Annotated in this window: 9 protein-coding genes and 1 pseudogene; 1 reads left to right on the top strand and 9 read right to left on the bottom strand. The window is 38.8% G+C overall.

Annotated elements, in window-relative coordinates:
* Nucleotides 1–214, top strand: a pseudogene (locus K4H96_RS06875) (hypothetical protein); the annotation flags it as partial.
* On the opposite strand, the gene K4H96_RS06870 reads toward K4H96_RS06875, so the two are convergent.
* The 9 genes from K4H96_RS06870 to K4H96_RS06830 all read right to left on the bottom strand — a co-directional run bounded on the left by K4H96_RS06870 (nt 171) and on the right by K4H96_RS06830 (nt 9320).
* Complete coding sequence (locus tag K4H96_RS06870) at nt 171–1232, bottom strand: hypothetical protein (RefSeq protein ID WP_227956430.1); 1062 nt, start codon at nt 1230–1232, stop codon at nt 171–173. The pseudogene K4H96_RS06875 and the gene K4H96_RS06870 overlap by 44 nt on opposite strands.
* Before the next feature lie 509 nt (nt 1233–1741).
* Nucleotides 1742–2755, bottom strand: coding sequence for a hypothetical protein (locus tag K4H96_RS06865; RefSeq protein ID WP_223337748.1), 1014 nt, complete (start codon nt 2753–2755; stop codon nt 1742–1744).
* Nucleotides 2756–2785: 30 nt separating this feature from the next.
* Entirely contained in the window at nt 2786–3721 is a 936-nt protein-coding gene (locus K4H96_RS06860; RefSeq protein WP_002902110.1) for a hypothetical protein, read from the bottom strand.
* A 79-nt stretch (nt 3722–3800) separates the two neighbouring features.
* Complete coding sequence (locus tag K4H96_RS06855) at nt 3801–4658, bottom strand: hypothetical protein (RefSeq protein WP_002902109.1); 858 nt, start codon at nt 4656–4658, stop codon at nt 3801–3803.
* Between the two features lie 323 nt (nt 4659–4981).
* Entirely contained in the window at nt 4982–5362 is a 381-nt protein-coding gene (locus tag K4H96_RS06850) for a PTS glucitol/sorbitol transporter subunit IIA (RefSeq protein ID WP_002902105.1), read from the bottom strand.
* A gap of 98 nt (nt 5363–5460) precedes the next feature.
* The gene (srlE, locus tag K4H96_RS06845) at nt 5461–6441 is read right to left on the bottom strand and encodes a PTS glucitol/sorbitol transporter subunit IIB (protein ID WP_009660130.1); all 981 of its coding nucleotides are present in this window, start codon (nt 6439–6441) and stop codon (nt 5461–5463) included.
* Between the two features lie 16 nt (nt 6442–6457).
* Nucleotides 6458–7000, bottom strand: coding sequence for a PTS glucitol/sorbitol transporter subunit IIC (gene srlA, locus K4H96_RS06840; protein ID WP_002902103.1), 543 nt, complete (start codon nt 6998–7000; stop codon nt 6458–6460).
* Complete coding sequence (locus K4H96_RS06835; RefSeq protein ID WP_002902102.1) at nt 6997–7494, bottom strand: transcriptional regulator GutM; 498 nt, start codon at nt 7492–7494, stop codon at nt 6997–6999. Before K4H96_RS06835 ends, srlA begins: the two co-directional genes overlap by 4 nt.
* On the bottom strand, nt 7494–9320 hold the full coding sequence (locus K4H96_RS06830; RefSeq protein WP_227956431.1) for a BglG family transcription antiterminator: 1827 nt from the start codon (nt 9318–9320) through the stop codon (nt 7494–7496). The genes K4H96_RS06835 and K4H96_RS06830 overlap by 1 nt, the downstream gene beginning before the upstream one ends.
* Between the last annotated feature and the right edge of the window lie 14 nt (nt 9321–9334).

The following is a 9334-nucleotide window of genomic DNA, read 5'->3' as shown; positions in this document are numbered from 1 at the left end:
GAGCTCTAAAACAAATAATATTTATAATGATTCTTTTGATATTTATCAGGGGGGAACGTCATCTAACAGCGAAAGGGATTTAACTTCTACTAATCGTTCAGAATTGATTGCTGGAGAAGAATATCAGTTTCATATCACTTATGATGATGTCGCACTTTTGTTTGCGGATTTTAAAGGAACTGCCTCTCGTTTAACAGCAAACTATTGCTGCTAAGATGATGACTGAATAGAGAATCTAATTTAGGCGTTCCCACACTACCGTAACTAGAAAAAGAAATTGAAACCGAAGCATTTGATCCTGCATCAGGATAATCTAAATTCAGTGTTATTATTTGATTATCATAATTATGTTCTCTCCCTGATTTCGCTTTTCCTAACTTAGCAACCACTTCATCTGCTGTTAAACGAGAGGCAGTTCCTTTAAAATCCGCAAACAAAAGTGCGACATCATCATAAGTGATATGAAACTGATATTCTTCTCCAGCAATCAATTCTGAACGATTAGTAGAAGTTAAATCCCTTTCGCTGTTAGATGACGTTCCCCCCTGATAAATATCAAAAGAATCATTATAAATATTATTTGTTTTAGAGCTCGGATTGGAAACTAGCCCTACAGCTCCTAGTCCTATGAGTAACATGAAAAACGCCCACATAAGTTTCCAACCCATAGAACTATCAGATGAAGACTCCGAATTTTCCTTCCAAAAAGCCTCATTCTCTTCTTTTTTAGCGAGCTCCTCAGCACTAAATCTCGGACGAAGCTCATACTCTTCTGCTTCAGATACAAGTTCTGAGTCTGGACGACTAGTTTCATCCTTAAAATAGAGTGATTCTTTTTTCTTAGATTTCAAGGATTCTAAAGCAAAAATAAGGCGAGATAACTCTCTCCCCCTCAGGTGTAAGAAGTCATCTGACTCAGCCGTTGAAACTCGTTTAATCTCTGTTTCAGTTCTCAAACCGTCTGGAGTCTCTGAAACATCCTGATAGCTGAACTGAGCTCCACTATCTTTGTCGCTTACATTAATTACTGAGTTAGAGGAGGATTCATTGGACTCAATGTTTTCGACTGATTTTTTCTCAGTCATTTGTGATTGAGCTAAAGCCTGAGATTCCTCTTCTTCAGATTTTCTGGATGGGAATACAGAATGATTGACGTCCCTTCTTTTAGGCTGAACCTTGTTAAATTTTGATTCATGTTCCCGTCTTAAGGCTTCCAGATTTCTTTTTTCCATATATTCTCCCAATCATATTTTTTAAACTAATCAGCATTAGTAAGATAGCATTTTTCATTCATTTCGATAGAACTACTCGGAAAGACAGACACTAGCTTCTCTTTCTTCAATAAGCTAGAAATACCATATCTGTATCAATAACTTTTTTAAAACATCATTTACTCTTTAAAATATTTTACAACAAAAATAACTAATGTGAGACTTTGATGAATAGTCCTTTTAACTTCTCAGTTCACCCTTCCTCTAAACACTTTGAAAAGGCAATGTTTCGCTAAGACAGTCTTGTTCCAGTATATCATATTTTGAACAGGTTTAGCTCTAAATCTACAAGGAAAAAGGCACGAACTCTCGTCCGTGCCCAACAAAGCAATTCCAAACTTATATACCAACGATATTATTTAATTCTTTCGTTCAAAATGTTCCCGCTGTTAGCATCAATGGTCATTTTGATCTTTTGCGTACCGTTCAGAGTTTCCAGCTTATGAGACAAGAACTCCTATTCATTTATTCTATTTAGAAAGATTACTCAATAGGTACTGTCCATTTTCCTGACGGATAAAAGTCAAAGTTATCTCCTTATTTGAAGAGGTTTCATAGTTTACAAGCATCTTCGGCTCTGATTCACCATCCCCATAAACTGAGATATGTTGATATTCTGGGTATTCCTTGATTACTTCTTTAAAGGAAGAACCGCCCTCGCCTGTTTCCGCATCACCCGTCTTTAAGTTCTCCGTAATCTGGCCAGATACCTTTTTATCATAGTCGTCACTACCGGGCATAATACTCATACCCTGAAGATGGTAGCTGCCATCCTCGTGTTTCATAAAGGTCAGAGTGGTATAACTAGAGTCAGGTAACCAAGACAATGAGAGCCCTTCTTCTTGAAACGTCACACTGCTGGCCAAGCCAAAATCTTTGACTACTTGTTCAGGGGTCAATCCTTCATCATCCGCACTAACAATGCTCAGCTTTTCAAGGTCTTTCACTTCCCACTCATATACATCCTCTTTTGACGGAGCCACAAAAGAAGCAACATCGCTTTGATGTCCCTTTCGAGACAGACTTGGCACACTTCCCCCACTCATAAAATCATTTAGGAAATAGCCGCCAAGACCTCCTAGCAATAGTCCCGCTGCCAGACCTATTCCTAAAAATCCTATCAGCTTGCCCGTACTATTTTTCTTTGGCTCTGGACTTGGCTGGCCAGCGAAGTTTGCAGCTTGCTGTGGTCCGGCAAAGTTCTGACCAGCTGGATTAAATCCCTGAGGAATTGCTCCTTGAAAAGCGGGATTTCCCCAATTATCCTGCTGAGGCATCTGTTGTTGAGGAGCATCAAAAATGGGTTGCTGAACACCAAAATCTTGATTAGGATTCGGCATCTCAGGACTGCCTCCTTCTGCTGGAAGAGGCTGCCCCTCTACTGAGTTAGCTACAAATTGTCCTGGATCTGATGACGGGACTTGCTGTGGATACGGAGCTAATCCTTCTAAAGATTGTTCCTGCGGTTTATTTTGTTCTGACATCGTTTCTCCTTTTATTATTTGAGTTCTGTTTTATTTGTTGGCAGTAATGGACAAAAGATAGTTTCCGTCCTCCTGCTGAACGAAGAACAACCTATAAGTACCATCATTAGGAGCGTCATAAGCCGCCTCCATAATGGTTTGACTAGTATCCTCACTGAAATCTTCATCTACACGAATAGAGATACTTCGCGGACTGCCATATTCCTTAAAAACTTCCTTATAGGAAATGCCGTCCTTACCAGTCTTTGCATCGCCTTTTTTCAGTTTTTCAAAGTAATCAGCGGCCATGGCTTCGTCCTTAGCATTATGATTGCTTCCTTCAAAGCGAATATTATAGATATGAAGGCTATTCAGATAGAAACCATCTTTTTTCTTCTCAAAATCCAGAGAAGCAGTTTGATCTGTATAATAAACTGGCCAGTCCTCCTCATCATCAGAATCTTGAAGCGTTCCCCACTCTAAATCAAGGCTGTCATGAGAGATTTCTTCTTTTAAAGCCTTGCCATATTTATCAAGAATATCTTCCACAGAAGTACCATTCGTATCTGTCTGAATAGTATTGAACCGTAACTCTGACAAACTATCAATATCCCACTTGAACTCAGTAGTATCAGGGTCAATGTACTGATCTGATTGATCTCTCTTTGATTCCCCAGCATCTGCTAAAGGATGGAGCACAGGATATTCCCCTTTGATAACATCCGCTACTCCCATTCTATAGCCCCAGATTCCCCCTCCGATTAGTCCAAGACCAAGAGAGAGCAAGGCTCCGCCTATCAGGATTCCTTTCCAAGATTTATTCTTGGCCAAAGGTGGGGTTGGTCCCTGCGGACTGAAAACATGGCCTTGCTGAGATTGAAAATGTCGCGGAATTCCTTCTTCTGGCCGAACATTCTTTGACGATTCAAAAGAATGCTGTGATTGCTGTTCTGTCAATCTTCTTTCCTCTTTCTTGTTTATTTCCAATAGTTTTATCAGTTCTCTTTTAATAACGAAATGCTTTGAAAGCAGTCAGTCACAAAAGATAAACTAAATAAGTAAAAACTTACATTTCCTCTGACTTTATATATAAGAAATTTCCATCTGGCTGGCCTACAAACAATAGGTATTCATAACCATCTTCTGTTTTATAAGTTACCTCAGCAATCAGACGGTTGGAGATAATCTTATTATCTACGTCACGTTCGGTTGCGATGACAATTTCTGACGGAACAGGATGCTTCTTCAGGACCTCTGATAAAGCTATTCCTCCTTCACCCGTTTCCTTGTCTCCTTCTTTCAAACGTTCAAGGTCTTTGGGAGATAATACGCTCCAATCTGTCGTTTCCTTCCCTTTTCTATATTCTTTAAAAGAATCTCCAACTACCACTTGTCTCAGATAGTAGTTCTGGTCAACTTTATCAAATTGAAAAGAAATATTTTGCTCCTTATCCCTGACAGAAGGGCCCCATCGGAGTAACAGACGATTACGATCATATTCTGCTGAACTAGCCAAGCCATAAGTTTCAACGATTTGATCAGCCGTCAGGCCTAATCCCTCATCATTTGTATAGCTCAACCGTCCCAAGTCTTTCAAAGTCCAATTAAACTGAACCGACTGCCCGTCTGTAGTAAAGCTGTAACTCTTGTCTTTAGCTTCTTCCTGAGCCTTACTCAGACGCTTAATCCTTTGTATATCCTTATTTGTCTGCGCCTGCTTGCCGATAAAATAAGCTGAACCGCTACCAATCAAAAGACCAATTATAAGAGCAAAAACTGAAAGTCCTATGACTTTTCCGATATTGCCTTTCTTATCAGGTAATTCTTGCGACTGAAGCTGCTGGAAATTCCCTTGCATTGGCTGGCTAGTTTGATTTTCTTGCCAAGCCCCTTGCACTTGACCTTGTCCATCTTTATCTGACATGGTTTTCTCCTTATAAATTTTGTTGATTTGTCATATTGCGAAAATATTGAAAAATAATGACAAATTTTACAATATTATAACATAAATTATTCTTCCAATCAAAAAGGGAGTGGGAAAGAACTTCAAACAAGTTAAAAAGTTCGTCTTCCCACCCCCGCACAGTTGATCAGGCAATCTTTGGGGCTTAAAAAGCGAAGGAAGATGCCAATCAACCACTGCGTCATCTATTTTTTCTAATTTAGACCCAAAAGCCTGGACTTTTTGCCCAGGCTCTGAATCAAGTTTTTAGACTCTTATTTTTCTAGTATTCTTATTTAGATATTTTATCCTACTTGAGCTACTTCAAAAATCTGAATGGTAGAGCCTTTTTCAATTACTACTGCTTGGTCTGCTGCGACATGGAGTGTACCAGGAAGACTCCCCTCTTTTGAACCATCAAAAGAAATCGTGATATGGCCCAGTCCAGTTAAATTTTTTTCTACTACATTTCCCACAGAACTAATTGAATATTCCTGATTATCTACCACCAGCTTGCCGCCTTCTAGTATTGAACCTAGCAGATTTTTGTTATCAATCTTAAAACAATACTCTGCTAAATCTTCCGGTGCTTCTTCTCCAAATAAAATGAGCATATTGGCATCTTGAATCATATTCTGAGCTTCAGGTCCCACTTGAATTACTTTAGCTTCAAAAATTTTCTTCATCTAATTCCTATTTATCCTTTCTCTAATTTGTCTTAAACTTATGCTTATAGATAAGTTTAACATAATAGTTGCTTTGTTTACGTGCATCTATCAAAGGTCTATTGATAAAGACCAATACTAGCTATCCAAGCTACTAGCACCCGCGGAACACCATTGAGAAAGCGTGAATAAAGCACAGAAGGGACACCAACCTCAACTGTTTCAGACTTGGCTTCAGATAGACCGAGTGCTACAGGAATGAAATCACAACCGTTTTGAGTGTTGATAGCAAATATAGCTGGCAGAGCCATTTGGGGCGGAATATTCCCTTTTCCGATTTCGACTCCAATTAAGGTTCCGATAATCTGACTGATAACAGCTCCGGGGCCTAACAAAGGAGATAGGAATGGCAAGGAACAGATAAAGCCAATCAAAATGAGTCCCCAGATGTTCCCCGCTAGGGGAACCATTAATTTTGCCAGCCAATTTCCAACACCTGAACCTTGAATAACCCCAATCAGCAAGGAAACAAAGGCCATGAAAGGAATGATTGTGTTGAGCATTGTTTGGATGGCTTCACGAGCTGCCTGGTTGAAAGTCGCAACGACCTTCCCAGCGCCCATCCCAATTCTTGCTACAATACTTGTTTCAGCTTTTTGCTCTGTAATTTTTTTACTAGTATCGTAAGTTGGCTTTTCTGTTACCACAGTTGTCGCTTTTTCGTCTTCATTAGCAGCAGAAATTTGATTAAGGCCAACTGCTGACACATAGATTTCCTCGGTGATATATTGTGCTAGAGGGCCACTTTTCCCTGTAGCGACAATATTGATTGTAGGGATCCCCTTTTTAGGATAAATACCGCAGCGAAGAGTACCGCCGCAATCCACGATTGCTAAAGCAATTTCCTCATCAGGGATAGAAGTTTTAAACCCATTAACAGCTTCCATACCGGTCAAATCAGCAATTTTATCTACAATATCTGGCTTTTCTCCGCCGCCAGTGATATAGATAAATTTATGCTTAGCCTCACTAGGGGTAATGACCAAAGGTCCTCCGAAACCGCCATTTCCTTTAACAACTTTTATACTCTTATATGACATAATTTCACTCTTTCTATCAATCAAATGTTTTACTCAAGGTAACACCTTGCTGTTTTGCTACATAAGCAGTTGTAAAATCGGTTACCCAACCGCCTACAAAGTTCATGACAAGCCCAACAAGCATGTAACGAATGGCTAAGTCCATTTGACTTAAACCTAAAGTTTGAATTCCTGTTGCAATTCCCATCCATACAAACAATTCCCCAGGATTGATATGCGGGAATACCCCGTTTGAAGTATGGCAGAACTGCATCTGAGCTGCTACAAAACTAGGTTTATAATATTCTGGCAAGAAGCGTCCCATACTGATCGCCATCGGATTCCCCAGCATAAAGGCTGAAATGAAAGGTAAAATCATATAACGGCTAACAGGATTTTTGGCAGAAATCTTAGCCAAGGAATTGACCTTTTCTTCTCCCAAGAAAGCGATAAGGGTATTCATTGCAATCAATAGCATTAAGACAAGCGGTACAATATTTGTCATCCAGCTAATAAAGGTTTCTCCACCTAATTGGAAGAGTTTCATAAAACTCTCTGCAAATTTTGTAATGTGATTCATAAGGAACTCCTTTTCTTATTTTTTTTAAATAACTGTTTAATAGATAATTGTAAGTAATTCGTATAAAAGCCGAATCCCAGAAAAGAATCAGAAGAACTTGTCTCTTTCTCAATACCTGCCTCATGCCAAAGATAGACTTTTCTAGCATCTTCTATGACTGATTGCATCAACTTATTTTCTTTTCTCACAAGAGGATTATACTTGTCAAAATAATGGATGTCTTCTCCGACATAATCATCCATATTTTGAAAACGCGCTAAGATTGTTACTCCTTGCATTTTGCTAGCTTTAAGAACCCGACCGTTTTCATCAACCGCGAACATGACAATCGTACCGGATTTTATTCTTCCGGACTTCCTGCCAATCGCTACGCGCCCCAGTTTTCGGAGCATCGTATAGGTCTTATTGAAGTCTTTGAGTTGCTGCCAGCCGAGGAACATTTGAAATATATAAGCTGCCATGACAAACACAGCGAAAATTATTAGTGAATTCATTAAAATACTCCTTTGCTCTTAGAAAATGATAGAAACTCTGTCTCTGTTTCTACAGCCCTCAATGCTTCTTTTAGAGAAGGCTCTCCTGCAATTCGAAAAATATCGTCATACAATTCCAGCAATTCACTTTCCATTTTTCTTTCAATTTCTGAGGGTATGGCGACTAGAAAGATAAATTCAATCCATTCATCTCCTTTTTGATAAGGCTCTTCTAGTTTTCCGAACATTAAAATAGTCTTTGCATAACCCTGGTTAATTGTATGGGGGAAGGCAATTCCTCCACCAAAAATGGTTGATTGCTTTTTCTCCCTATCAATTATCCGATTTCTAAAACCTTCATCAATCATCTGAAGTTTCTCTAACTCTGCAACCATATTTAGCAAGTATTGCTGATAGGTTTTTTGGGGGCTCAACCGAAGAAAACGTAAGCTGACTGTTTCTAGATTTTTTTGATGAAAAGCATTGGCCCTCTGCCATTCTTCCTGCAGCCATTGATCATCAAAAAGATGATTAACTTGAATGACTGGAGATTTAGAATCTTTATATTTTAGAGGAACTGTCGTAAAAATCGCGAAATAGTCCTGATTCAAATCCACATTAAAATCCTCTTCAGAATACTGAGTAATGTCTACATCATTTCCAAGGACTCGTCTGAGTTGCTGAATAATCATCGTAGCAGTTCCTCTTCCTGTTGTGCAAACTACAGCTATMTGCTTGCGAGAACCCTTTACAGCAGAATTTTGCTTTCTTAAAATCATTTCAAAATACAAAGCCAGATATCCGATTTCAGATAATTCCAATTCAGAACCAAAAATTGCAGATAGTTCTTCTCCAGCTATTTTTGCCATTTCAAAAGCAAAAGGATATTGAGTTTGAACCTCGCCATGAAATATATCATTAGCTTGCACATGGAAAATCAGTCGATTGATTAAGGGGCCTAGATGAGATTTGATTTCTTCAAATAATTCTTCATCATCAAAGTGAACCAACATTGTTTCTTTGACTTTCTTGACAATCCCTTGAAAAATCTTTGCAAGCTGTTCAGATTGATAAGATGTCTTGCTTAAAGTGTCAATAAAACGGACATTAAACGGAAAACACAAAAAGTCTATCTCAAACTGACTGAGGGAAATCTTATAAGTCATTTCAATATGATAGATTAATTTCTCAGCTAAAGGTGTCTCTGTTAAATCATTCCTATAGTAAGGAATAGGACAATTCAACACTCTAGATGTATGAATACGCTCCACCATAATTGAAATGGTCTTTCGAAGGAGTTCCTGTGTTTCTTTAGGGATTTTATAGTCCTGGACTAGCGTCTCCAGAAAAGAAGATGTTGCCTCAGTGAGTGTCCTTCCTTCAAAGTAAGGAGCCACTTGGTGAATATAGAGCAAGCGCAAATTCAGCTCGCTCCCCAAGACCTCCAGCCCACGGTTGGGCTTTCCTGAAATAGTGATAGAGTAACTCTCTGCCAAAGATTTTACTTGTTTTAAATCCTTATTAAGGGTACTTCTACTAACACCTACTTCCTCAGCCAAGTCGTCAATAAGAAGAGGGGAGGTTGACTCAATTAAACGTTTTAGCAAATAGGCAATTCTTTTACTGGAAGAATTGAAGTCACTCTCCTGTTTTAAACTACCAGATAAAATCCTTTCCAACTCTGTATAGTCATACACTTCTAACATTAACTGATCATCTTGTGCGATAATCTGGATATTAGGAGCCAAAACATCATTTAATTGTTGGATACTCTTTTGCAAGGTTTGCAAGCTAATATCCAGTTCTGAGCGCATATCTACCAAGGAATAAGTTGGCTGCGAGACCATTTTATCTAAAATAT

This window comes from Streptococcus sanguinis (genome assembly GCF_020729765.1).
GTDB lineage: Bacteria > Bacillota > Bacilli > Lactobacillales > Streptococcaceae > Streptococcus > Streptococcus sanguinis_Q.
The sequence above is the reverse complement of the archived record's forward strand: the minus strand, read 5'-3'. Positions and strand labels throughout refer to the sequence as shown.

What these genes read in the sequence shown, in the direction of transcription:
- K4H96_RS06870 (WP_227956430.1), bottom strand. Translation starts at nt 1,232, where the DNA reads ATGGAAAAAAGAAATCTGGAAGCCTTAAGACGGGAACATGAATCAAAA.
- K4H96_RS06865 (WP_223337748.1), bottom strand. Translation starts at nt 2,755, where the DNA reads ATGTCAGAACAAAATAAACCGCAGGAACAATCTTTAGAAGGATTAGCT.
- K4H96_RS06855 (WP_002902109.1), bottom strand. Translation starts at nt 4,658, where the DNA reads ATGTCAGATAAAGATGGACAAGGTCAAGTGCAAGGGGCTTGGCAAGAA.
- K4H96_RS06850 (WP_002902105.1), bottom strand. Translation starts at nt 5,362, where the DNA reads ATGAAGAAAATTTTTGAAGCTAAAGTAATTCAAGTGGGACCTGAAGCT.
- srlE (WP_009660130.1), bottom strand. Translation starts at nt 6,441, where the DNA reads ATGTCATATAAGAGTATAAAAGTTGTTAAAGGAAATGGCGGTTTCGGA.
- srlA (WP_002902103.1), bottom strand. Translation starts at nt 7,000, where the DNA reads ATGAATCACATTACAAAATTTGCAGAGAGTTTTATGAAACTCTTCCAA.
- K4H96_RS06835 (WP_002902102.1), bottom strand. Translation starts at nt 7,494, where the DNA reads ATGAATTCACTAATAATTTTCGCTGTGTTTGTCATGGCAGCTTATATA.